Source organism: Mycobacterium sp. SP-6446, from assembly GCF_001954045.1.
In the GTDB taxonomy this organism is placed as follows: Bacteria; Actinomycetota; Actinomycetes; order Mycobacteriales; family Mycobacteriaceae; genus Mycobacterium.
Genome location: NZ_MBEM01000065.1, coordinates 16,095 through 39,063, shown reverse-complemented (window position 1 = coordinate 39,063; position 22,969 = coordinate 16,095). Strand labels below are relative to the sequence as shown.

Below are 22,969 nucleotides of genomic sequence, written 5' to 3'. Positions count from 1 at the left end.
AACCTGCTAGACGCTAATTTTGCCCTCTGCGGCCGCCAGGCCGATGTCGTTTCGGAAATGACTGCCGGGCAATCGAATTGAGCCGAGGATTTCGTATGCCCTGCTGCGGGCCGCGGTCAGGTCGGCGCCGGTGCCGACCACCGACAGCACCCGCCCGCCCGACGAGACGATCGCGCCGTCGTCGCGCCGGGTCGTCCCGGCATGCAGCACCCCCTCGGCTTCGGAGCCGACGACGACGTCTCCGACGCGGGGGCGCCCGGGATAGTTTTCGGCCGCCAGCACGACGGTCACCGCGGCGCCGTCCCGCCAGCGCAGCTCACCGAAGTCGGCCAGCGTGCCGGTGCCCGCGGCATAGAGCAGCTGGCCGAGCGGCGACTCCAGCAGGGCCAGCACGGCCTGAGTCTCGGGATCGCCGAAACGACAATTGAATTCGACGACCGCGGGCCCTTTCGCGGTGATCGCCAGGCCGACGTACAGCAATCCGGAGAACGGGCTTTCGCGCCGAACCAGCTCGACGGCAACGGGTTCGACGATCTGGCTGACGATTTCGCGGTGCAGCTCGTCGGGCAGCCAGGGCAGCGGCGCGTAGGCGCCCATGCCGCCGGTGTTGGGCCCGGTGTCGCCCTCGCCCACCCGCTTGAAGTCCTGTGCCGGCAACAACGGCACGACGGTCGGGCCGTCGACGACGCAGAACAGCGACACCTCGGGGCCGTCCAGATAGGACTCCAGCAGCACCGGGTGACCGGACTCGAGCAGCGCGGCGGCGTGCGCGCGCGCGACGTCGCGGTCCGGCGTCACCACCACGCCCTTGCCCGCGGCAAGATGGTCGTCCTTCACCACCCAGTTCGGGTCGCCGGCGGGCGGCCCGAACCGGTCCAGGGCGGCGTCCAAAAGGGCTGGGCTGTCGATGATTTCGCTATCTGCGGTGCGCACACCGGCGGCCGCCATGACCTCCTTGGCGAACGCCTTGGAGCCTTCGATGCGGGCGGCGTCCTTACCGGGGCCGAAGCAGACGATGCCGGCCTCGCGGACGGCGTCGGCGACCCCGAGCACCAGCGGCACCTCTGGACCGATGACCACCAGGTCGGCCCGAACCTCGCGAGCCAGGGCGACGACTTCTTCGCCGGAGGTGACGTCCACATCGCGCTGCTCGGCGAGCCGGGCGGTGCCGGCGTTGCCGGGGGCGATGGCCAGCCCGGTGACCTGGGGGTCCCTGCCGAGCGCGAGCAGCAGGGCATGTTCACGGGCACCGGAGCCGACTACCAGGACGCGCACGAAACGTCACTCTAGCGGCCCGCTAGTCGCCGGTATTGCCCCTGTGCATCTTCACCGCGTTGTCGACGTTGGCCTTCTTGTCCTCCCCGGCGCCCTTTGCCGCGGCCTTCTTGCGCTTGGCCACCACGGTGTCGACCGCGCCGTTGAGCGCCGAGCCCAGTGGGAACCCGAGATAGTGGGTGAGGAAGACGGCCATCTCCTTGAGCTCGGTCTCGCTGAGCTCCCCGTTGAGCAGTGCGGCGTTGATTTGGATCTCGGCCAGGTCGCGATTTCCGACGGCGGTCACCGCGGTCAGCGTCATGATGCGCTTGTCGCGCATCGACAATCCCGGCCGGGACCAGATAGTGCCGAACAGGTGGTCGACGGTCAGGTCGAAGTACGCGTCGCCCTCGATGTTGGGCATCTCCCAGCCGTAGACCTCGTTCATTTTTTCGAGGCCCTTGCGGCGCAGTTCGTCCATTTATGTTTCTTCCTGTGTGTGCGGTACTCCGAGGCCGGCCGCTAGCCGCCTGAAGGCCAGCTCCGCGAGCGGTAGCTCAACCGATACGCTTTCACCCAAGGCCAGCGCCAGACTCAGATCCTTCTCCCCCAGGCCGCGGGCGTGCACGAACGGCTGGTACAGGAAGTGGTCGGGCTCAAGGTCTTTCATGTCGTCGCGGACCATGATCGCCCCGGCCCCGCCGGTCAGCTGGTCGGTATGGCGCACCACCCGGCCCAGGGCTTGCAGATCGAGCCCGGCCGCCTCGGCCAGCTTCATCGCTTCGCATGCCGCGGCATACGAGGTGAACGTCAACATGTTGCGGGCCAGCTTCATTCGTGTCCCCGCACCGGGCTCACCGGCGTGAATGACCATCGCCGCCCAGTGTTTGAACGCCGGCTTGATGCGCTCGTACACCTCTCGCTCGGCGCCCACCATGGTGGCGAGCTCACCCTTCGCCGCGGCGGCCGCCCCACCACTTACCGGCGCATCGACAATGTGGATTCCTTGCGGTTTGTGTTCGGCCGCCAGCTCGACGGCGGTGGTGTCGCTGATGGTCGAGTGGATCGCGATGACCGTCCCCGCCTTCGCATGGGCGGCCAGCTCGGCGACAACCTCTCGCACCTGGGCGTCGTTGAGCACGGTGATATGGATGATGTCCGCGGCGGCGACGTCTGCCACGCTGTCGGCCAGGCCGGCGCCTTTTTCGGCCAGTGGCGTCATCGCCTCGGTCCGGATGTCGTAAACCGTTACTCCGCCGGGCCATTCGGTCATCTTCGTGGCCATCGGTGCACCCATGTTTCCCAGGCCGATATAGCCCAGCTTCAGGTCCGTCATGATCGTATTATCTGCCCGCCGTCGACGTTGAAGATCTGCCCGGTGATCCACGAGGCCTCGTCGGACAGCAGGAACAGGCACATGCCGATCAGGTCGTCGGGAGTTCCCATGCGCGACAACGGAAGACCCTTGACGATGTCGTCGACCATCTCCTTGGGCGTGGTGGTCCGGTTGGCCTCGGTGTCGATGGGGCCGGGCGCGATCGCGTTGATCCGGATGTTGCGGCCGCCCAGTTCCCGCGAGAGCTGCTGGGTCAAACCGTTGACCCCGACCTTGGCCAGGCCGTAGTAGTTCGCGTAGAGCCACGCGGCTGTGGACGATTGGTTGACGATTGCACCGCCGCCGCGCTTGGACATCTTCTTGTACACCGCGCGGGTACACCACAGCGCGCCGTCGAGGTTGACGCTCATGAACTTCTTGTAGTACTCGGGGTCGATGGTGAGCAAGAAGTCCAGCTTCATGCCGCCGAAGATCGCCGCGTTGTTGACGAGGTAGTCGATGCCACCGAACTCGGCCAGCGTGCGATCGGCCATCGCCTTGGCCGACTCCGGATCGGACACGTCGACCGGAACGGCCAGCGCCGTGCCGCCGTCGGCGGCGATCTGCTTGGCCACCCCCTCGGCCGCCTCCGCGTTGATGTCCGCCACGACTACCGCAGCGCCCTCACGTGCCAGCGCCTCGGCGTACGCCTGGCCGATGCCGCCGCCCGATCCGGTGACGATGGCGACCTTGTTTTCGAACCGCATCTTTTCCTTTCGGACGTTCACTGAATTGCTGTCGCAATGGTTTTGACTTCCAGGTATTCCTCGAAGCCGGCCAGCCCCATTTCCCGGCCGTTGCCGGACTGCTTGTACCCGCCGAACGGCGCGTCGGCGGAGTACCACACGCCGCCATTGACATTGATCGTGCCCGCGCGGATCCGTGCCGCGACCTGCGCCGCCCTCTCCGGGTCGGCGCCGAACACGCTGCCGGACAACCCGTATGGCGAGTCGTTGGCGATGCGGACGGCATCGTCGTCGCCGTCGTGCGGAATCACCGTCAGGACTGGGCCGAAGATCTCCTCGCGCGCGCAGCGGGCGTCGTTGCCCAACCCCGCGATCAGGGTCGGCTCGATGAAGAAACCGACGTCCCGGTCGGCCGGCCGGCCTCCGCCGCACGCGAACGTCCCGCCCTCGGCGATCGCCGAATCCAGATAGCCCTGGATCCGGTCGCGCTGGCGTGCGGAAATCACTGGGCCGCAAATGGTTCCGGGGTCGGTCGGGTCGCCGGGCTTGATACCGCCCATTGTCGCGGCCGCGTCCGAGACGGCTTCGTCGTACCGCGCCCGCGGGACCACCAGCCGGGTGGTGATTGCGCATCCCTGCCCGGCGTGCATGCACACCGAGAACCCCGCCACGCCCACCGCGGCGTTCAGGTCGGCGTCGTCGAGGACGATGAACGCCGACTTGCCGCCCAGCTCGAGGAATACCTTCTTGATGGTCGCGGCGCCGTCGGCCATCACGCTGCGGCCGGTGGCGGTCGATCCGGTGAACGAAACCATGTCCACCCGAGGGTCTTTGGCCAACAGCGCACCCACGCCGTGGTCGCTGGACGTGACGATGTTGATCACGCCGGGCGGAAAGTCGGTGTGCTCGGCGATGAGCTCCCCGAGCACGGCGGCGCACCAGGGTGTGTCGGGGGCGGGCTTCAGGACGACGGTATTTCCGGCGGCCAGCGCGGGCCCGATCTTGGCGAGGTTGATCTGGTGCGGGAAGTTCCACGGGGTGATGGCGCCGACGACGCCGACGGCCTCGCGGGCGATGGTGCGCCGGGTGGGGATCCCCATCGGTGACGCCTCGCCGAGATCCTGACTGTATTCGTAGGATTCGGCGGTATCGGCCGCGAACGCGAGGTCGTTGACCGGGACTTCGAGCTGAGCGATCGCGGTGAGCATGCGCGGTGCGCCAACTTCGGCGATGGTGATGTCGCGCAATTCTTCGAGGTGCTGCTGCATCGCATCTCGCAGCTGCCGAACACACCGCACCCGCAATTCGGTGTTGCGCGACCAGTCCGTCTCGTCGAAGGCATGCCGGGCGGCGTCGATCGCGCGGCCCATGTCGTCGGCGTCGGCGTCGGCGGCGACGCCGAGCACCTCCTCGGTCGCCGGATTGATGGTCGGGAAGGTGCCCGCGTTTCCGGTCGACATCTTGCCGTCGATGAACAGGGCGCTCACGCCGTCGGCCAACAGGGCCATCTCCCGCTCCCGTCTGTGGCGATTCGAAGGGCAAATCCACGAAATCAGTCGAGTGGACAGTTGTCCGATATTGTCCCATCGCACCATAGTCGCCAGGCCGTCCGCGGTGCAAGAGCCGATGCCGCTCGACCCGCTGAGGTCCCGGCTAAGTGCGCGTTAAGCTGGATATTTACCGAACGGGCTTGCCTCGCCTCCCGCCTATCCGATAGTTTGGACATGTGTCCAGCGATGCCCTGGTTACGATCACATCCCAAGCCGAGCACCAGACCGGTCAGGCGCCGCGCAACCGGCGCCAGGAAGAGACGTTCCGCAAGGTGCTCGCCGCCGGCATCGAGACCCTGCGCGAGAAGTCGTATGCCGACCTGACGGTGCGCGCGGTGGCGGCGCGCGCCAGGGTCGCCCCCGCCACCGCCTACACCTACTTCTCGTCGAAGAATCACCTGATCGCCGAGGTGTACCTCGACCTCGTCCGGCAGGTCCCGTACTTCACCGACGTCAACGACCCCATGCCCGCGCGGGTGGATAAGGCGCTGCGCCATCTGGCCCTCGTCGTCGCCGACGAGCCCGAGGTCAGCGCGGCGTGCACCACGGCGTTGCTCGGCGGCGGTGCCGATCCCGCGGTCAGCGCCGCGCGCGACCGCATCGGCGCGGAAATTCACCGCCGCATTTCCACCGCCATCGGGCCCGGCGCCAACCCCACCACCGTGTCGGCGCTGGAGATGGCCTTCTTCGGTGCGCTCGTGCAGGCGGGTAGCGGCGAATTCACCTATCACGAGATCGCCGACCGGCTGACCTATGTGGTGCGCCTCATCCTGGCCGGCGCCAGCGAGACGAGCCAGGAGTCAACAACCAAATGACGGTGCATGTTGGAGACCACGAGCTGGTCCTCGATCCCTACGACTACGACTTCCATGAGGATCCGTACCCCTATTACAAGCGGCTGCGCGACGACGCCCCCTTGTACCGCAACGAGGAACTGGAGTTCTGGGCGTTGTCCCGGCATCAAGATGTGCTGCACGGGTTTCGGAACAGCACAACGCTTTCCAACCGCGACGGCGTGTCGCTGGACCCGGTCTCACGCGGACCGCACGCGTCGAAGACGATGTCGTTCCTGGCGATGGACGATCCGGCGCATTTGCGTCTGCGCACGCTGGTGTCGAAAGGCTTTACGCCGCGCCGGATCCGGGAACTCGAGCCACGCGTCACCGAGCTCGCGGTGCAGCATCTCGACGCCATGCTGGAGAAGGCGGGCTCGGGAACCGTGGATTATGTCGCGGAATTCGCCGGCAAGCTCCCGATGGACGTCATCTCCGAACTGATGGGCGTGCCTCTTGCCGACCGCGACCGCATCCGCGCGATGGCCGACGGCGTGATGCATCGCGAGGACGGCGTCAACGACGTGCCGGCTTCGGCGATCGAGGCGTCGATCAACCTCATCGTCTACTACCAGCAGATGATCGCCGAGCGGCGCAAGCAGCCGACCGAGGATCTAACGTCGGCGCTGCTGGCCGCGGAGATCGACGGCGACCGGCTCACCGACGAGGAAATCCTCGGGTTCATGTTCCTGATGGTGATCGCCGGCAACGAGACCACCACGAAACTCCTTGCCAATGCCGCATTTTGGGGTTACAAGAATCCCGATCAGCTCGCTCCCGTCTACGCCGACCTGTCCCGGGTCCCGCTGTGGGTGGAAGAGACGCTGCGCTATGACACGTCCAGCCAGATTCTGGCGCGCACCGTATCCGGCGAGCTCACCCTCTACGACACCACGATCCCCGAGGGCGACGTCCTGCTGTTGCTGCCCGGATCGGCCCACCGCGACGAGCGGGTGTTCGACAACCCCGACGACTACGTCATCGGACGCGACATCGGCTCCAAGCTCATGAGTTTCGGCAGCGGCGCGCATTTCTGCCTGGGCGCCCATCTGGCCAGGATGGAAGCACGCGTGGCGCTGACCGAGCTGTTCAAGCGAATCCGCGGATATCAGGTAGACGAGGCCAATGCCGTCCGCGTCCACTCCAGCAATGTCCGCGGATTCGCTCACCTACCCATGACCGTGGAGGTCCGCTGAATGCCCCGCTTTGATCCCTTGCCCGAGCGTCGGCCGGCGATCGTGGCCGGCGCCTCCTCCGGCATCGGAGAGGCCACCGCCATCGAACTCGCTGCGCATGGCTTTCCGGTCGCCCTCGGCGCCCGCCGGGTCGAGAAGCTGAACGACATCGTCGGCAAGATCAACGCCGAAGGGGGCGAAGCGGTCGGATTCCACCTTGACGTCACCGACCCGAACTCGGTGAAATCCTTTGTCGCACAGTCGGTCGACGCGCTCGGGGAGATCGAGGTCCTGGTCGCCGGCGCGGGCGACACCTACTTTGGCAAGCTCGCCGAGATCAGCACAGACGAGTTTGAGTCGCAGGTGCAGATCCACCTCGTCGGCGCTAACCGACTGGCAACCGCGGTGCTGCCCGGCATGCTCGACCGGCAGCGCGGCGACCTGATTTTCGTCGGCTCCGACGTGGCACTGCGCCAGCGGCCACACATGGGCGCCTACGGCGCGGCAAAGGCGGCGCTTGTCGCGATGGTCACCAACCTCCAGATGGAGCTCGAGGGCACCGGCGTGCGGGCCTCGATCGTGCACCCGGGCCCCACCAAGACCGGGATGGGCTGGAGCCTGCCGGCCGAGAAAATTGGCCCCGCACTTGAGGATTGGGCCAAGTGGGGCCAGGCGCGCCACGACTATTTCCTGAGAGCGGCGGACCTGGCACGAGCCATCACGTTCGTCGCCGAGACACCCCGTGGTGGCTTCATCGCGAACATGGAGCTTCAGCCCGAGGCCCCGTTGGCCGACAAAAAAGATCGTCAGAAGCTCGCCCTCGGCGAGGAGGGGGTGCCATCATGACAACCGCCATCGTGCCGCGGGTTTCCGGCGGCGAAGACGAACACGGTCATCTGGAGGAGTTCCGCACCGATCCGATCGGCCTGATGCAGCGCACCCGTGACGAGTGCGGGGACGTCGGCGAATTCCAGCTGGCCGACAAGCGCGTCATCCTGCTGTCGGGCGCGGGCGCCAACGAGTTCTTCTTCCGTTCCGCCGATGAGGATCTCGACCAGGCAGCGGCGTATCCGTTCATGGCACCGATCTTCGGCAAGGGAGTGGTATTCGACGCCAGCCCGGAGCGGCGCAAGGAGATGCTGCACAACTCGGCGCTGCGCGGCGAGCAGATGAAGGGCCACGCGGCCACCATCGAAGCCCAAGTCAAGGGGATGATCGCGGACTGGGGCGAGGAGGGCGAGATCGAACTGCTCGACTTCTTCTCCGAGTTGACCATCTACACCTCGACCGCGTGCCTGATCGGCGTGAAATTCCGCAACCAGTTGGACTCGCGCTTCGCGGAGTACTACCACGAGCTGGAGCGCGGCACCGACCCGCTGTGCTACGTCGACCCGTATCTTCCGATCGAGAGCTTCCAGCGCCGCGACGAGGCACGGGTCAAGCTTGTTGCGCTGGTGCAGGAGATCATGAATCAGCGCGTCGCCAATCCGCCGCAGGACAAGAGCGATCGCGACATGCTCGACGTGCTCGTGTCGATCAAGGACGACGACGGCAATCCCCGGTTCTCCGCCGACGAGGTCACCGGCATGTTCATCTCACTGATGTTCGCCGGGCACCACACCAGTTCCGGAACGTCGGCCTGGACGCTGATCGAGCTGATCCGCCACACCGACGTCTACGCCGAGGTGCTGGCCGAGCTGGAGGAGCTCTACGCCGACGGGCAGGAGGTGAGTTTCCATGCGCTGCGCCAGATTCCGAAGCTGGACAACGTTGTCAAGGAGACCCTGCGCCTGCACCCGCCGCTGATCATCCTGATGCGGGTCGCCAAGGGCGATTTCGAGGTCGAGGGCTTCCCGATCCGCAACGGCGACTACGTCGCCGCGTCGCCTGCCATCTCGAACCGAATCCCCGAAGACTTCCCCGACCCCGACGGCTTCAACCCGGACCGATACAACAAGCCCGAGCAGGCCGACCTCGCCAACCGGTGGACGTGGATTCCGTTCGGCGCCGGTCGGCACCGTTGCGTCGGCGCGGCGTTCGCGACCATGCAGATCAAAGCGATCTTCTCGGTTCTGTTGCGCGAGTACGAATTCGAGATGGCGCAGCCGCCGGAAAGCTATCGCAACGACCATTCCAAGATGGTGGTGCAGCTGGCCCGGCCCGCCAAAGTGCGCTACCGCGTCCGAAAATAAGAAGGTAATGATGGGTTACCGAGTCGAAGCCGACTTGGATCTGTGCCAGGGCCACGCGATGTGCGAACTGGAAGCGCCCGACTACTTCCGGGTGCCCAAGCGGGGCAAGGTCGAGATCATCGATGCCGAGCCGCCCGAGGAAGCCCGCGAGGAAGTCGAGCGGGCGGTCGAAATGTGTCCAACCCGAGCACTATTCATCAAAGAGAAAGAAGACTAGGACCCATGAATTCACAGGCGTCACATTCTCGCGCAGACCTCGAGGCATGGGTTGACCGCTGGCTGCAGGCCAACAAGGACTGCGAAAAGGCCGGCGACTGGAAGCCGCTGGCGGATTTCTACACCAAGGACGCGACCTACGGCTGGAACATCGGCCCCAAGGAAGACGTGATGTGCGTGGGCGTCGACGAAATCCGCGATGTCGCACTCGGCCTGGAGATGGAGGGCCTGGAGAACTGGGTGTACGAGTACCAGAAGGTGCTCATCGACGAGAAGCAGGGCGAGATCGTCGGCTTCTGGAAGCAGATCGTCAACAAGGCCGACGGCACGCAGGACGAGATCTACGGCATCGGCGGCAGCTGGTTCCGCCTCAACGGCGAGGGGCTCATCGAGTGGCAGCGGGACTTCTTCGACTTCGGTCATGTCGCGAAGATGTTCGCGAAGCTCATCGAGTCCGGCGACCTGTCGGCCGGCATGCAAAAGCGGATCGAGCGCAGCCTCGCTGGTGAGAAGCTGCCCGGCTACTACCCGCTCGGGCAGGCGCCCGTTCCGATCTGGTGAACCGGGGTCCCGCCCACCCAACCAAGCATTTGATTTGTTGCACGCGCTATGCTGACGCGACAGGAGTGCCCTGTGGCACCCGTCACCACCGCTGCCAGGCAAGATGGGTCGGGCAGTCTCAATTCAAAGGCGAAATGGGGTCAGGTCCAACGTGAAGACAAAAGGCGCACTGATCTGGGAATTCAACCAGCCGTGGTCCATCGAGGAGATCGAGATCGGCGACCCGCAAGCGCACGAGGTCAAGATCCAGATGGAAGCGGCGGGCATGTGCCACTCCGACCATCACCTGGTCACGGGCGGCATCCCGATGGCGGGCTTCCCGGTGCTCGGCGGGCACGAAGGCGCGGGCATTGTCACCGAGGTTGGGCCGGGCGTGGAGGACATCGCCCCGGGTGATCACGTGGTGCTGTCGTTCATCCCGTCATGCGGGCAGTGTGCGACCTGTCAGGCGGGCATGCGCAACCTGTGTGACCTGGGTGCCGGGCTGCTCGGCGGGGAGGCGGTGTCCGACGGCACCTTCCGCATCCAGTCCCGTGGCCAGAACGTCTACCCGATGACGCTGCTGGGCACGTTCTCGCCGTACATGGTCGTGCACCGCAGCTCGGTTGTGAAGATCGACCCGTCGGTGCCCTTCGAGGTGGCCGCCCTGGTGGGTTGCGGCGTCACCACCGGCTACGGTTCGGCGGTCCGCACCGCCGACATCCGCCCGGGCCAGGACGTCGCCATCGTCGGCGTCGGTGGCGTCGGCATGGCCGCGCTGCAGGGTGCCGTCAACGCCGGCGCCCGCTACATCTTCGCGATCGACCCGGTGGAGTGGAAGCGCGATCAGGCGCTGAAGTTCGGCGCCACCCACGTCTACCCCGACATCAACGCGGCGCTGATGGGCATGGCCGAGGTCACCTACGGCCTGATGGCGCACAAAGTGGTGGTCACGGTCGGTGAGCTGCAGGGCGCCGACGTCGACGCCTACCTGAACATCACCCAAAAAGGTGGTACCTGCGTGCTGACCGCGATCGGCAGCCTGCTGGACACCAATGTGACGCTGAACCTGGCGATGCTGACCCTGATGCAGAAGAACCTGCAGGGCACCATCTTCGGCGGCGGGAACCCGCAGTACGACATTCCGCAGCTGCTGTCGATGTACAAGGCCGGCAAGCTCAACCTGGACGACATGATCACCCGCCAGTACCGGCTCGAGCAGATCAACGATGGCTACCAGGACATGCTGGACGGCAAGAACATTCGCGGCGTCATCCGCTACACGGACGCCGATCGGTAGCCGACCATCGGCTTGCCGGTGACTGCCGGCTTTCCGCATCTGTTGGCGCCCGGGCGAATCGGCGCCATGACGGTGCGCAACCGGTTGGTGATGTCTCCGATGGAGACGATGTACGGCACGCCCGACGGGCTGCCGTCGCAGCGCACCCGCGACTATTTCGCCGCCCGAGCTCGCGGTGGCGTCGGGCTGATCACGTTGGGCGCCACCGGAATCGACCATCGTCACCCCGAGACTCCGGGCGGCCTGCATCTGGCCACCGACGAGGCGGTCGACGCCCACCGTGCGCTGGTCGAGGCGGTGCACGAACACGGCGCCAAGATCCAGCCTCAGATCGTGCACGCCGGCCCCGACGGACTGGGTCCGGAGATCTTCGGCGTCCCGTCCTTGGGGCCCTCGGTGATCCCGTCCTATCTCACCGGCCGCCCCTCGACGGAGATCAGCACGGCTCAGCTCCGCGAGGTGTTCGACCTATTCAAGGCCGCGGTGCGCCGCGCCGCCGAGGCGGGATACGACGGGATCGAGCTGCACGCCGCGCATGGCTACATGCTGCTGGGTTCTTTCCTTGCCCCGCAACGCAATCGACGCACCGATGACTATCGGGGCGACTCGTCGCGCGGCAGGATGCGGGTCGTGCTCGACGCGCTGGCGGCGATTCGCTCCGAGGTGGGCGACGTCCTGCCCATCACGTTGCGGATCTCCGGTTACGAACGGGTGGCCGGAGGACGGCCGATCTACGAAACCGCGCGCGTGGCACCAGAACTGGTGGCCGCCGGCGTTGATGCGTTTCACGTCAGCGGCGGCGTGATCGACCGGCTGGTCACCGGGATGGTCAACGGCGCCGACGACGGCGACGCGCTCAACGTCGGCGCCGCCGCCGCAGTCAAGCAGGCCGTCGACGTGCCGGTGATCGCCGTCGGCCGGATCCACGACCCGGCCCGGGCCGAGGAAATCCTCGCCGAAGGGCGTGCGGATTTCATCGCGATGGGCCGCCCGCTGCTCGCCGACCCCGAGCTGCCACGCAAACTGCGGTCCGGGCAGGCGCACCGGATTCGCAAGTGCATCTCGTGCGAAAACTGCATCGACTCAATGGAACAACGCTTCTCCGTCGACTGTGCCGTCAATCCCCGCACCGGCAAGGAGCGCGAATTGGCGGCGCCTCGCACCCATCGCGCCAGGCGCGTGATGGTGATCGGCGGCGGGCCCGCGGGACTCGAGGCCGCCCGCGTGGCCGCCGAGCGGGGCCATCGCGTCCAGCTTTTCGAACGTGGCGGCCAATTGGGCGGCGCGCTGCGGTGGGCGTCGGTGCTGCACCCGGAGAACCAGCCATTCCTGCACTATCTGCGCGACGAGGTCAAGTCGAGCGCCGCGAAAGTCGTCCTGCGCCATGAGGTTTCGGCCGAGGAGATCGTCAGACATGCACCCGACGCGGTGATCGTGGCCACCGGCGGACATGTCGACGTGCCGACGATACCGGGCGCCGACCTGCCGCACGTCCGCACCGGACCCGGGTTACGCGCATTCCTCGATGGCCAACTTTTCGCCGGCTGGCGGCAGCGGCTGGTGCGCCCCACGGCGGTTCGCCTCGCCAGCAGGGCGTGGATGCCCGTCGGGCGACGGGTGGCCATCGTCGGCGGCGACCTGGTCGCGCTGGAACTGGCCGAATTTCTCGCGAGCCGGGGCCGGCTGGTTTCGGTGCTCGAGGCCGGCAAGGACATCGCTCCCGAGGTGGGCAACAAGCGCAAGACCGAGCACATGGATCGCCTGGACCGGCTCGGCGTCACCGTCCATGTCCGGGCGAACGTCGAACGAATCACGACCACCGCCGTGGTGTTCACGCCCTCCGGCGGCACCCGGCGGCAACTGCCCGCCGACAGCGTCGTGCTGGCCGGGACGGTCGAGCCCGACACCGCGTTGTTCGACAGCCTGGTCGCCGCCATGCCCGGCGCCGAGGTGCACGCCGCCGGCGACTGCAGCGGCCTCGGCCTCATCCGCAAAGCCACCGAGGAGGGCGCACGCGCCGCGTGCGCAATCTAGAGACAGGAGGAAACCATGACCCAAACCGCCCAATCGCCGGCACTGACCGCGTCGCAATCGTCGTGGCGGTGCGTGCAGGCCCACGACAGGGAGGGCTGGCTGGCGCTGATGGCCGACGACGTCGTCATCGAGGACCCCATCGGCAAGTCCGTGACCAACCCCGACGGCGACGGGGTGAAGGGCAAGGAAGGCGTCGCCGCCTTTTACGACAACAACATCGCGGCCAATCAGCTGACGATCACCTGCGAGGAGACGTTCCCGTCCAGCTCGCCCGACGAGATAGCCCATATCCTGGTGCTGCACAGCAAGTTTGAGGGTGGTGTCACGAGCGAGGTGCGCGGGGTGTTCACCTACAAGGTCAACGACGCGGGGCTGATCACCAACATGCGAGGGTACTGGAACCTCGACGCGATGAAGTTCGGCAAGGACGAGTAGCCGGCGCCGCTTCACGCGCCGAAATTGCCGTCATGGTCGCGAATTGGACGGCGACCACAGCCATTACGGCAATCTCGGCACCCGTATGCTGTCCTTGCTCTATTGCCAGTGGCGAAATGCGCTGAGCAGTCGGTCGCGGAAGGCGGGGTCGAGTTCCTCGTCGGGAACTTTGCCGAGTGTCGCCACCGTCATGCGGAATTGCTGAAGATAGTTTTCGCAACCGTCACACGCTTGCAGGTGGTCGACAAAGCGGGCGCGGGTCTGCTCGTCGAGCGCGTCGTCCAGATAGGCGGTGACGAGCTCGACCAGCTCGTTGCAGTCCATCGGCCGCGCGCTCATGACGGGTCCGCCAGGTAGTTCTCGAGTGTTTGCCGGACGGCGGCCCTGCCGCGGTGCAACAGCACCCTCTGATTGGCCACGCTGATGTTGAGCAATTCGCACACCTCGCTGGAGTCGAATCCGAGCATGTCGCGCAACGACACAACCATGCGCTGACGTTCCGGTAGTTTGTCGAGTTCGCGTCGCGCAACCGCGACCAATTCATCGGCGAGGACCGACCCCTCCGGGGTGTCGGGGAACGCGGCGGGTTCTTGACGTTCCTTCCAATGACCCGGCCACACCGGGTCATCGGCACCACGGAATCGCCCGGGATCGACAGTGCCACCGGTATACGCGGCGATCTCCGCGTCGGCGTCGCGGCGTTCCCTCAAACCCCGCTGCTTGGCGATGTTGATTACCACGGCGAAAAGCCAAGTGCGTAACGAGGATCGGCCTTCAAATCTCGAAATTCCTTTCAACAGCGCGATCCAGGTTTCCTGGACGACCTCCTCGGCGATCTGGTGTGTCGGCGCATAACCACGCGCCACCCGCAGCATCGCCGGGGTGTACTGATCGACGAGCTGGGCGAATGCGGCCTCGTCGCCGTCACGCAGCGCCGCAATCAGCCCCGACTCGTCTTTCACAGTCATCGCGACCTAACGCTAGCTCTGGAGTTAGTTGGCGGGAGGGGTCCGATCGTTACACGCCCACCTGTGTAACGCCGGACGATCCCGCGCACACCAATCAACATGCAATCATCCACGAGCCGTTCCGCGGTTCCGGGCTGGAAACTGAATTTCGCCGCCGGCTTCGTTCCCCTCGCGGCCGGATTGACCACGCTCCTGACCACGTGGATCGGTGTGGCGGCACGCGCAAATTCTCCGTGGTGGACGGGGTTAGGCACCCTCGACTTCTCCTACTCCGATCTTTCGCGCGCCGGCCTCGATGCCCCGGCCTGGACGCAGTTGAGCGGCTCGGTCGGCGGGGTCAACATCGTGGCCGGCGCGGTCGCCGTGATTGTCGTTGCGCGATTCGGGCTGCGCGACGGACAGCGCTGGGCATGGTGGTTCCTTGCCTTTTGCTTCGTATGGGTCGGTCTCCACGACGCGATCATGGCCACCCGCTTCTTCAGCGCAACCGGGCAGCCGCTCATGGTGCTGCCCTACGGATACTGCGTGCTGATGCTCGCGGGCCTGGTGAGATCGCGGGATGCCATCTTCGCCCCACCGGTTGGAGTCCGATGTGACGGATGTGCTTGAACTGCAACGGCTTACGCTGTGTCCGGTATCGGCGGACGATGCCGACTTCTTGATCTCCCATTGGAGCGATCCACCGATTCGCCGGTTCTTGTTCGACGCAACACCCGCAGTCCCGGACGAGATAGTGGCAACCATCATGGAAAGCGTTCGCGGCTTCGCGTCCGCCGGATATGGGCTGTGGCTCATTCGGCTCGAAGCCAATCGTCCACCCGTCGGCGCGGTTGGGCTGCGGCCGTTGGCGGACCTGGGCCTGGAAGTCTTCTATAGCCTGACCCGCGACAGCTGGGGCAACGGCTACGCGACCGAGGCGGCCGGCGGCGTGATCGATTACGCACTAGGCAAATTGGGACTCGCGGAGGTTTTCGCCGAGGTCGACCACGGCAACGCCGCGTCGGCCGCGGTGATAGAACGGCTCGGCATGACCCCCATCGCCCGCATACGCGGCCCCTTGGGGCCAGTAACCCGCTATCGAATGACCCGCAATGAAGGATGTGCTCAATGAACCTGCGGTACAACGTTTCCACTCAAAAGCCCGCGATAGCCGACGCCACGGCGCGGCTGGGCAGTGTGCTCGCCCGCTACGGCTTGGTCGTCGTGATCGCCTGGATCGGCGCCATGAAATTCACGTCCTACGAGGCGCAGGGAATTCAACCGCTCGTCGCGCATAGCCCGTTCATGAGTTGGCTCTATGCCGTGTTCTCGGTCAGCACTTTCTCGGCCCTCCTGGGGATCTTCGAACTCGCTGCGGCCCTGCTGCTTTCGCTCAAACCATGGGCGCCCCGAGCATCGATCGCGGGCAGCGTGATGGCGATCGGCCTTTTCATCGCCACCATCAGCTTCTTGTTCACCACACCCGGCGTCTTCGACGCCGCCGCCGGAGGCTTTCCCCTGCTGTCGACGGACGGCGGATTCCTCCTCAAAGACGTCGCGCTACTGGGTCTCGCGGTCTGGACGCTTGCCGACGCGCTGGCAGCCCGCGACACGCCTAGCGACGGGTAAAGATCAGGTGCGTGACGCCGCTGGGGCTGCTCACCGATTCCACGGCGAATCGCTCTTCGATGCCCTCGAGTCCCTGCCACAACGACTCACCGCGCCCCAGGATGATCGGCACCACCACGATGTGTAGGTGGTCGACGAGGTCGGCCGCGAGGAATTGGCGGACGCTCGACGGGCCTCCGCCGAGGCGAATGTCGCTGTCCCCGGCGGCCTTTCGGGCGATGCGGAGGGATTCAGCGGGACTTGCGTCGATGAAGTGGAAAGTCGTGTCACCTTCCATCTCGATCGACGGTTGGGGGTGGTGGGTGAGCACGAAGACCGGGGTATGAAATGGCGGGTTGGCGCCCCACCAACCCTTCCATTCATCGCCGGTCCACGGGCCGCGCTGCGGTCCGAACTTGTGGCGTCCCATGATTTCGGCGCCGATTCCGGGCCACGCCTGGCTGGCCAGGGCGTCGTCGATGCCCGTCGTCCCGCCGGACTCGCCGTGCATCGCACGGAACGTGCGCGTGCCGAAGAACCACTCGTGCAACCGACCGCCGGCGTGTCCGAACGGCGCATCCATGCTCTGCCCGATGCCGGTACCGAAGCCGTCGAGGGAAACCGAAAAGTTGTGCACGCGCACCTGTGACATGGCGAAGTCTCCTTGTTGGTCTTTGCAGGACTGACCATCGAGACCGCCCAAACTCATCGGCACATATGCTTGGCCCATGGCGTCGATCTTCACCAAGATCATCAACCGTGAACTGCCCGGCCGTTTCGTGTACGAGGACGACGACGTCGTCGCGTTCTTGACCATCGAGCCGATGACACAGGGGCATACCCTGGTGGTGCCGCGCGAGGAGATCGATCAGTGGCAGGACGTCGACAACGCGGCGTTCTCAAAAGTCATGGCGGTGAGCCAGCTGATCGGCAAGGCGGTATGCAAGGCGTTCAGGACGGAGCGTGCCGGGGTCATCATCGCGGGGCTGGAAGTGCCTCATCTGCACGTCCACGTCTTCCCCACCCGCAGCCTGAGCGATTTCGGCTTTGCCAACGTCGACCGAAACCCGTCGCCGGAATCCCTCGACCAGGCCCAAGCCAGGATCAAGGCCGCGTTGGAGCAACTGGCTTAAAGCTCAAACGCGCGTGGGCACGTCGCTGCTGCGCGGCAGCCTGACGCGGAAGCAGCAACCCTCCCCGGGCGCGGTGGTAACGGTGACGTCGCCGCCGTGCGCGTGCACCAGCGAGTCGACGATCGACAAGCCGAGCCCGGTGCCGCCGCTGGCCCGAGCCCGCGACGAGTCGGTGCGATAGAACCGCTCGAACACCCGCGACGCGTCCTGCTGGCTCATCCCGGGACCCGTGTCGGCCACCTCGAGCACCACGTCGTCGCCTTCCGTGCCGACGCGGACGACGACGTCGGCGCTCGGCGGGGTGTGCTGCAGTGCATTCGCAACTAGGTTGCTCAGCACCTGCCTCATCCGGGGCTCGTCGCCGAGCACCTCGGGGATGCCAGGACCGTCAAAAACTTCCATCGTGATGCGGCGCGTCGGGTCGATCGCCTGCGCGTCGTGCACTGCATCGCTGGCGAGCGCCAGCAAGTCGACCTGGTGGTACTCCAACGGCCGTTGCACGTCCAACCGCGCCAGCAGGAGCAGGTCGTCCACGAGCAAGCCCATCCGGCTGGCTTCGCTCTCGATCCGCGAAAGCAGCATGGCAACGTCACGCGCGGCGCCCTGCCGATACAGTTCCGCGAAGCCCCGAATGGTGGTCAACGGCGTGCGCAGCTCGTGGCTGGCGTCGGTGATGAACCGTCGCATCCGCTCCTCCGAGCCGCGGGCCTTCTCGGCCGACGACTCCGAAGACGCCAGCGCCTGCTGAATTTGGGTCAGCATTCCGTTGAGCGCCAACGAAAGTCGGCCCACCTCGGTTCGTGGGTCTCGTTCTGGAACCAAGAGGTCACGCTGCCCCGCCGCGATCGCGGCGGCGGTGTGCTCGACTTCGTAGAGCGGCCGCAGGCTGCGGTGCACCACCACGAAGCTCGCGACCCCGACCACCACCAGCACCGCCGCCCCGATGCCGATCTGCAACAACACCAGCGATCGCAGGGTGTGCTGGACATCGGACAGGTCGATCGCGACGGTGATCAAACCGTGTGGCCCGCGCACCGACACCGCACGCCACTGGATATCGGAGCCATTGACCGAGGGCAGCGTCGTGGGATTGGGTCCCACGTTGTTGTCGGGCGGCAGCGCCGGTTCGGCGTTGCGATCGTTGATCGCCGTAAAAGGGGTGCCATCGATGCCGACGCCGCGCACGTAGAACTTCGACGGTGGCCGGCCCGGGTCCGGGCCCTCGTACGGAGGCGCGGATTGGCGCCGTGGTGCCTGGGCCCAGCCGCGGGATGCGTCGAGCAGCGTCTGGTCGATCCGGCTGATCAGACTATGACGAAGGATCGACGTGACCGCGATCCCGGACGCCACCAGACCGCAGCCCACCAACAGCAGGGTCGCCGCGACCAGGCCCACCCGGAGGGGTACTCCGCGTCGAACCGCTCGGTGCCTGTCCGTGCGCATGCTCAGCGCGGCTCCCGAAGCACATAGCCCACGCCGCGCAACGTGTGCAGCAGCCGCTTCTCGCCGGTGTCGATCTTGCGACGCAGATACGACACGTAGGACTCGACGACGTTGACGTCGCCGCCGAAGTCGTAGCGCCAGACGTGGTCGAGGATCTTCGGTTTGCTTAGCACCGTGCCCGCATTGATCACGAAGTAGCGAAGCAGCGTGAATTCGGTGGGCGACAACGACACGGGCTCGCCGGCCTTCCACACCTCATGGGTCTCTTCGTCGAGTTCGATATCGGCGAAAGTCAAACGGGCACTGCGGGGTTCGCCGCCGCCCTTGCCGGCGCGACGCAGGATGACCCGCAGCCGGGCTACGACCTCCTCCAGACTGAAGGGCTTCGTCACGTAGTCGTCGCCGCCCAGCGTCAGGCCCGCGATCTTGTCCTGCAGGGAATCGCGCGCCGTCAGGAACAGCGCCGGCGCGTCGATGCCGTCGGCACGCAGGCGGCGCAGCACCCCGAAGCCGTCCATGCCGGGCATCATCACGTCGAGGATCACCGCATCCGGGCGGGCGTCCCGGGCGCGGTCCAGGGCTTGGGCTCCGTTGGTCGCCGTGTAGACCTCGAACCCTTGGAACTTGAGGCTCACCGAGAGAAGTTCGACGATGTTGTCCTCGTCGTCGACCACGAGGACGCGGGCCTCCGGTTTGGTTTCGGTGGGGCTGGCCGCCGTCATGAGGTCACATCCATGGGGTTGTTTCCGTCCCTTACTTGAACGTTGCCTTGGTAATCATTGTGTAGTTCCTGGAAGCTCGTTGCTAATAGTCTGCCAGTAGTCTGCCAGGAATCATCCCATCGGCTTGGACTCGTATCGGCTTATGGGGGTATGTCGTGAATAGACTCGGAGAATGAATCTCGCCAGAAGCATTGTTTCCCTTGCGACCGCTCCTGCGCGAGTCGGGCTTGCCACCGCCGAGGCGAGCTTGAGCGTCGCGACGGCGGCGGTAGGTGTCGCGAAGCGAGCGGTGTCGGACGCCGGTGGCGACGCCGGTACCAACGCGGTGACTTCAATGCTGGGCATCGACGACGCGATCATCCGGGCCAATCGGCTCGCCAAGCTGCTCGACGAGGACGCGCCGCTGGGACGGGCCGTGGCACCCGATGGGCCGATGGACCGGTTGCTGCGGCCGGGCGGGGTGGTCGACCTGCTGACTTCCGAGGGCGGTTTGCTCGACCGCCTCACCGCGGAGGGCGGCGGCCTGCACCGCGCGCTTCAGCCGGGTGGGCTGGCCGACCAGCTGCTCGCCGAGGAGGGGTTGATCGATCGGGTGCTGTCGGAGGACGGGCTGGCCGAGCGGCTGCTCGCCGAGGGTGGGCTGATCGACAAGCTGACCGCCAAGAACGGCCCGCTGGACCAGCTCGCCGACGTCGCAGACACCCTGGCCCGGCTGACGCCGGGGATGGAAGCGCTGGAGCCGGCCATCGCCACCCTGCAGGACGCCGTCATCGCGCTCACCATGGTGGTCAACCCGCTGAGCAACATCGCCGACCGCATTCCGCTGCCCGGCCGCCGGCCCCGCTCATCGTCGCGATCGGTGCGCACGCAACGTGTCATCGACGGCGAGCAGTAACCGGTTAGGCTTGGACCGGCTTTTACCGGCCTCCTTAGCTCAGTGGTAGAGCACTTGCCTTGTAAGCAAGCGGTCGTCAGTTCAATCCTGACAGGGGGCTCCCACACAAGGCGCAGTACACAGCCCATGTCGCGGTCCCGACAGCGATCAAGATCGCGTTTTTGCCGTCATTTGCCATCAACTCAATTCGTTGCTGTCAGGCGGGGCGGCGGTCTTCGGGACATCGGCTCATACGGGGCCGAATAAACCGTGCCTCTAGATGCTGGGCAGTGCAGCCAAAATCAGGTGTATTCAGGCACACCCGGCGGCAGCTCCCAAGTTAGGAATCTCACGCCATCCTCGTGAGCATCGATCGGCCGGCGGACGTCGGGCATGACAACCTGAGTCGGCAGGGGCGCGCCCGCAAGCGCCTCAGTGAGATTCCAGCGTAGCCATTTGAAATACCGCTGCACCTCGATGATCGCACGGCTGAACTCTGCGTCGGTTCCACCTGGACCGACGGCCCTCAGGTTGAAGCATGCATTCGCCATCGTGCCCGCTGACCGAATCCGTTCTCGCAGTTCAGGATCCAGAATGTATGGCAATGAACAGATCAGGTCGTTGTAGATCGCGAGGTCAAGCTCACCGAGTAACTTCAACGACTCATCATCAGTCGATACGCTTGGTCCCTCAATTGGCGTATCCCTGCGCGCGATTTGCATCGCATCGCACAAGGCTCGCTCCTTCGTCCAGAGAGCGTCGAGGAGGGTGTCGGATGCCTTGGCCAACATCTCTTGTCGGTGCTGTGCCTTCCTCTGTTCCAGAGCGGCCTTCTCCTGCTTGCGTCGCTGGTTGAACTCGTTCTGCTGCCGATCCTTCTCGCCTCTTTGCGCCCGGAAAGCGACGAATAGCGCAACGCCCGCACCGAGGGCAGCAGCGAGGAGAGAAACGCATGCGCTGGTGACGATGGTTGGCAGCTGACTGTCGACGATATGCACGTTGTATGTGCTCACAGCCGAGCAACATACACCGCTCCAGGCGTGCGAGACCCGTACCAGATACCCCGGTCAACCACGGTTATTGCGGGCGCCTCGCGGGGTGGCGGTGCATTACGCGCGTCTAAAAGACCCTGGTAGCCCCGTCCGCCCGCGTCTATGGATCAAACAGGTGGGAGTTCAGATCGCTTCCGGCTTGCCCACTCAGAGGCGCGCCCCGTCCCTCTTGTGGCGGCCAGTCGCGGCTACGGTGCCGCATCGGACCTGGCGCCGCGGCGGATCGCCCGGGCCCAAAACGCAGATACCTACCTCGATCACGCAAAAACCAAGAACACGCCCGTGCCACCAAATTCGCCGTCAACCGCCGTGAATCAGTGCGAACAAGGGCGAAGTGTCACGAAAGCGAATTCGCAGGTAGCGGGCATACACGAATAAGTGCGAAACCAGCCGAATTTGCCTTCACTCACCTTGTAAGCGAGCGGTCGTCAGTTCAATCCTGACAGGGGCCTCCGCAACGTCTGTTTGGCGTAAGCGCCTATCACGGTGGGCCGGGGATTGCCGGCAGGCCATCGCCGATGCCGTGCAGATCACGTTGGATGCCTTGCAAATCGCCTTGGATGGCTTGCATGCCAGACAGAGCATTCTGGAGGTTCTGCTGCGTGTCGACCGGGCTAGCAAGTTGGTACTGAGGGCAGTACGAAACGACCGCGCCAGTGGCGAACACCGCGCTTTGATTGGCATCCCATATCGACGACCGCTGCACGAAGCTGACGGCCTGCCCGAAGTCGGGTTGGTGCGCCAGGAAGTCGCAGACCGCGTGCCCTTGCGTCATCACGTATTCCTGGCTGGGAACGGGTACGCCTTCTTGCTTCAACGCGCCGATGAACGCCATGTCGACAACGTCAATCCGCGGAGGGGGTGGTTTCGGCGCAACCGGTTTGGGCGGCGCGACCGACGGCGGGCTTTCCGGCGCCTGCGCCGATGAATCCTCGTGGTGGGACGCGAGTATCACCACGACCGCGGCGGCGACGGCTATCAGAGATAGGGGCAACGCCGCGAAGAGGCCCAAGCGTCGGCGCAGCACGTCGTTGCGCTTACGAGGGGTGATGCCTGCGTTGTCGCCCCGTGACCGGGTGTCCGCCACAACATCGGCGTCCACCGCCGTGGTGAGAGATGTCCCCGCGTCGTGGGCCAGGAGCTCGTCGAGAAGTTCGTCGGCCTCTCGGGGCGACGGCTGACGGCCCTGCTCGCGGATCGATCGGCGGGCAGCAGCGAGGAGCCGCAATTCTGAGTCGATCGTCTCGCGATCGCGCATATCAGTCAGTTTGATGGTCCCGCGACGTTGTGACAAGTCCCGGGGCATCGCGCAGGTTAGGCTGGCCCCGTGAGCAGCCAGCGAGTGCCCGGCGGGGTGGTGCACAAACTGCCCGCCGACCTGCGCCAGGCGCTGATCGCGAACTCCACCGCACTCACCGCGTGGAACGACATCACGCCCTTGGCGCGCAACGAATTCATCTGCTGGGTCGAGGATGCCAAGCAACAGAAGACCCGAGAGCGCCGCATCCGCCGAACCCAGGAGGAGCTGGAAGAAGGCATGCGACGGCCCTGCTGCTGGCCGGGCTGCAAGCATCGCGAGCGCACCGGCAAGTAGCCACCC

27 protein-coding genes and 1 tRNA gene are annotated in these 22,969 nt (G+C 65.7%); 16 read left to right on the top strand and 12 right to left on the bottom strand.

Annotated elements, in window-relative coordinates:
- Positions 1–6: 6 nt before the first annotated feature.
- From purD to A5736_RS05450, 5 genes are read right to left on the bottom strand one after another with little or no spacing between them, the layout of a single operon-like run.
- Complete coding sequence (gene purD / locus A5736_RS05470; RefSeq protein ID WP_076244970.1) at positions 7–1,275, bottom strand: phosphoribosylamine--glycine ligase; 1,269 nt, start codon at positions 1,273–1,275, stop codon at positions 7–9.
- A 22-nt stretch (positions 1,276–1,297) separates the two neighbouring features.
- The gene (locus A5736_RS05465; protein ID WP_076064283.1) at positions 1,298–1,735 is read right to left on the bottom strand and encodes a carboxymuconolactone decarboxylase family protein; all 438 of its coding nucleotides are present in this window, start codon (positions 1,733–1,735) and stop codon (positions 1,298–1,300) included.
- Positions 1,736–2,590 (bottom strand): NAD(P)-dependent oxidoreductase, encoded by an 855-nt coding sequence (locus tag A5736_RS05460; protein ID WP_076122674.1) that lies wholly within the window; start codon positions 2,588–2,590, stop codon positions 1,736–1,738.
- On the bottom strand, positions 2,587–3,336 hold the full coding sequence (locus tag A5736_RS05455; protein WP_076244985.1) for an SDR family oxidoreductase: 750 nt from the start codon (positions 3,334–3,336) through the stop codon (positions 2,587–2,589). The genes A5736_RS05460 and A5736_RS05455 overlap by 4 nt, the downstream gene beginning before the upstream one ends.
- Before the next feature lie 17 nt (positions 3,337–3,353).
- Positions 3,354–4,823 carry an aldehyde dehydrogenase gene (locus A5736_RS05450; RefSeq protein ID WP_076244968.1) on the bottom strand — a complete coding sequence of 490 codons (1,470 nt, stop codon included), beginning with the start codon at positions 4,821–4,823 and terminating at the stop codon, positions 3,354–3,356.
- 218 nt (positions 4,824–5,041) lie between these two features.
- On the opposite strand from A5736_RS05450, the gene A5736_RS05445 reads away from it, so the two are divergent.
- The 9 genes from A5736_RS05445 (at position 5,042) to A5736_RS05405 (ending at position 13,590) form a co-directional block, all read left to right on the top strand.
- Positions 5,042–5,680: a TetR family transcriptional regulator gene (locus A5736_RS05445; RefSeq protein WP_076244966.1), complete on the top strand. Its 639-nt coding sequence runs from the start codon at positions 5,042–5,044 to the stop codon at positions 5,678–5,680.
- Complete coding sequence (locus A5736_RS05440; RefSeq protein WP_076244965.1) at positions 5,677–6,894, top strand: cytochrome P450; 1,218 nt, start codon at positions 5,677–5,679, stop codon at positions 6,892–6,894. Before A5736_RS05445 ends, A5736_RS05440 begins: the two co-directional genes overlap by 4 nt.
- A complete protein-coding gene (locus tag A5736_RS05435) occupies positions 6,895–7,719 on the top strand; it encodes an SDR family oxidoreductase (RefSeq protein ID WP_076244963.1) in 825 nt (274 codons plus the stop codon).
- On the top strand, positions 7,716–9,065 hold the full coding sequence (locus A5736_RS05430) for a cytochrome P450 (protein ID WP_076244961.1): 1,350 nt from the start codon (positions 7,716–7,718) through the stop codon (positions 9,063–9,065). Before A5736_RS05435 ends, A5736_RS05430 begins: the two co-directional genes overlap by 4 nt.
- Positions 9,066–9,075: 10 nt before the next feature.
- On the top strand, positions 9,076–9,282 hold the full coding sequence (locus A5736_RS05425) for a ferredoxin (RefSeq protein ID WP_139333142.1): 207 nt from the start codon (positions 9,076–9,078) through the stop codon (positions 9,280–9,282).
- A 5-nt stretch (positions 9,283–9,287) separates the two neighbouring features.
- On the top strand, positions 9,288–9,842 hold the full coding sequence (locus A5736_RS05420; RefSeq protein WP_076244959.1) for a hypothetical protein: 555 nt from the start codon (positions 9,288–9,290) through the stop codon (positions 9,840–9,842).
- Positions 9,843–9,993: 151 nt separating this feature from the next.
- The gene (locus A5736_RS05415) at positions 9,994–11,121 is read left to right on the top strand and encodes an NDMA-dependent alcohol dehydrogenase (protein ID WP_076244957.1); all 1,128 of its coding nucleotides are present in this window, start codon (positions 9,994–9,996) and stop codon (positions 11,119–11,121) included.
- 18 nt (positions 11,122–11,139) lie between these two features.
- Positions 11,140–13,155, top strand: coding sequence for an FAD-dependent oxidoreductase (locus tag A5736_RS05410; protein ID WP_254848289.1), 2,016 nt, complete (start codon positions 11,140–11,142; stop codon positions 13,153–13,155).
- Between the two features lie 15 nt (positions 13,156–13,170).
- Positions 13,171–13,590 (top strand): ketosteroid isomerase family protein, encoded by a 420-nt coding sequence (locus tag A5736_RS05405; RefSeq protein ID WP_076122683.1) that lies wholly within the window; start codon positions 13,171–13,173, stop codon positions 13,588–13,590.
- Between the two features lie 99 nt (positions 13,591–13,689).
- Here A5736_RS05405 and A5736_RS05400 read toward each other — a convergent pair whose 3' ends face one another.
- Both A5736_RS05400 and A5736_RS05395 read right to left on the bottom strand, forming a co-directional pair.
- A complete protein-coding gene (locus A5736_RS05400; protein WP_233147960.1) occupies positions 13,690–13,929 on the bottom strand; it encodes an anti-sigma factor in 240 nt (79 codons plus the stop codon).
- Complete coding sequence (locus tag A5736_RS05395; RefSeq protein WP_076244955.1) at positions 13,926–14,558, bottom strand: RNA polymerase sigma factor; 633 nt, start codon at positions 14,556–14,558, stop codon at positions 13,926–13,928. Before A5736_RS05395 ends, A5736_RS05400 begins: the two co-directional genes overlap by 4 nt.
- 99 nt (positions 14,559–14,657) lie before the next feature.
- Here A5736_RS05395 and A5736_RS05390 point away from each other — a divergent pair, with 99 nt between their 5' ends.
- The 3 genes from A5736_RS05390 to A5736_RS05380 are packed head-to-tail and all read left to right on the top strand — an operon-like array spanning position 14,658 to position 16,166.
- Positions 14,658–15,167 (top strand): hypothetical protein, encoded by a 510-nt coding sequence (locus A5736_RS05390; RefSeq protein WP_076244954.1) that lies wholly within the window; start codon positions 14,658–14,660, stop codon positions 15,165–15,167.
- The gene (locus A5736_RS05385) at positions 15,151–15,669 is read left to right on the top strand and encodes a GNAT family N-acetyltransferase (RefSeq protein ID WP_175611196.1); all 519 of its coding nucleotides are present in this window, start codon (positions 15,151–15,153) and stop codon (positions 15,667–15,669) included. The genes A5736_RS05390 and A5736_RS05385 overlap by 17 nt, the downstream gene beginning before the upstream one ends.
- Positions 15,666–16,166, top strand: a complete 501-nt coding sequence (locus A5736_RS05380) for a YkgB family protein (RefSeq protein ID WP_076244950.1) — start codon at positions 15,666–15,668, stop codon at positions 16,164–16,166. The genes A5736_RS05385 and A5736_RS05380 overlap by 4 nt, the downstream gene beginning before the upstream one ends.
- On the opposite strand, the gene A5736_RS05375 is transcribed toward A5736_RS05380, so the two are convergent.
- Complete coding sequence (locus tag A5736_RS05375) at positions 16,153–16,797, bottom strand: dihydrofolate reductase family protein (protein ID WP_076122769.1); 645 nt, start codon at positions 16,795–16,797, stop codon at positions 16,153–16,155. The genes A5736_RS05380 and A5736_RS05375 overlap by 14 nt on opposite strands.
- A 76-nt stretch (positions 16,798–16,873) precedes the next feature.
- Between A5736_RS05375 and A5736_RS05370 the strand changes: the two genes are divergently transcribed.
- Entirely contained in the window at positions 16,874–17,278 is a 405-nt protein-coding gene (locus tag A5736_RS05370) for an HIT family protein (RefSeq protein WP_076122687.1), read from the top strand.
- A 3-nt stretch (positions 17,279–17,281) separates the two neighbouring features.
- On the opposite strand, the gene A5736_RS05365 is transcribed toward A5736_RS05370, so the two are convergent.
- Both A5736_RS05365 and phoP read right to left on the bottom strand, forming a co-directional pair.
- Complete coding sequence (locus tag A5736_RS05365) at positions 17,282–18,721, bottom strand: cell wall metabolism sensor histidine kinase WalK (protein WP_076122688.1); 1,440 nt, start codon at positions 18,719–18,721, stop codon at positions 17,282–17,284.
- Positions 18,722–18,723: 2 nt separating this feature from the next.
- Entirely contained in the window at positions 18,724–19,443 is a 720-nt protein-coding gene (phoP, locus tag A5736_RS05360; protein WP_076122689.1) for a two-component system response regulator PhoP, read from the bottom strand.
- Between the two features lie 172 nt (positions 19,444–19,615).
- On the opposite strand from phoP, the gene A5736_RS05355 reads away from it, so the two are divergent.
- Both A5736_RS05355 and A5736_RS05350 read left to right on the top strand, forming a co-directional pair.
- A complete protein-coding gene (locus A5736_RS05355; protein ID WP_076244949.1) occupies positions 19,616–20,338 on the top strand; it encodes a hypothetical protein in 723 nt (240 codons plus the stop codon).
- A 28-nt stretch (positions 20,339–20,366) separates the two neighbouring features.
- A tRNA-Thr gene (locus A5736_RS05350) sits at positions 20,367–20,438 on the top strand.
- A 181-nt stretch (positions 20,439–20,619) separates the two neighbouring features.
- Here the strand turns inward: A5736_RS05350 and A5736_RS05345 are convergent.
- Entirely contained in the window at positions 20,620–21,330 is a 711-nt protein-coding gene (locus A5736_RS05345; protein ID WP_076244947.1) for a hypothetical protein, read from the bottom strand.
- Positions 21,331–21,850: 520 nt separating this feature from the next.
- Entirely contained in the window at positions 21,851–22,627 is a 777-nt protein-coding gene (locus A5736_RS05340) for a DUF732 domain-containing protein (RefSeq protein WP_076244945.1), read from the bottom strand.
- A gap of 69 nt (positions 22,628–22,696) precedes the next feature.
- Here A5736_RS05340 and A5736_RS05335 point away from each other — a divergent pair, with 69 nt between their 5' ends.
- Entirely contained in the window at positions 22,697–22,963 is a 267-nt protein-coding gene (locus tag A5736_RS05335) for a YdeI/OmpD-associated family protein (RefSeq protein WP_076122694.1), read from the top strand.
- Positions 22,964–22,969: the final 6 nt, after the last annotated feature.